This is a genomic window from Porphyromonas sp. HMSC065F10, from assembly GCF_001808555.1.
GTDB lineage: Bacteria > Bacteroidota > Bacteroidia > Bacteroidales > Porphyromonadaceae > Porphyromonas_A.
In genome coordinates, this window is the sequence record NZ_KV793751.1 from 1 (window position 1) to 228 (window position 228).

Annotated in this window: 1 pseudogene; it reads right to left on the reverse strand. The window is 44.7% G+C overall.

The window, feature by feature from the left end:
• Window positions 1–228 (reverse strand): annotated as a pseudogene (locus tag HMPREF2890_RS01420) (hypothetical protein); the annotation flags it as partial.

Genomic DNA, 228 nt, shown 5'->3' on the forward strand with positions numbered 1-228 from the left:
TTATGCGGTCTGATATTGTTGAGCTACTTTGACGTGGTGGTCGGGGTCATATAAGGTGTCGTTCTTCACCATTGCCCATATTATAGTGATCAGCTTATTCTTAATGTTATTGATGATGACGAGCTTCGGCTTGCCCTTTTTGAGCAGTCTTTCCCTGTAGAGGGCGATCTCAGGATTCCAATTCATAGCTGAGACAGCGACCATATACAGAAGTCCCGAGTAGTAGGA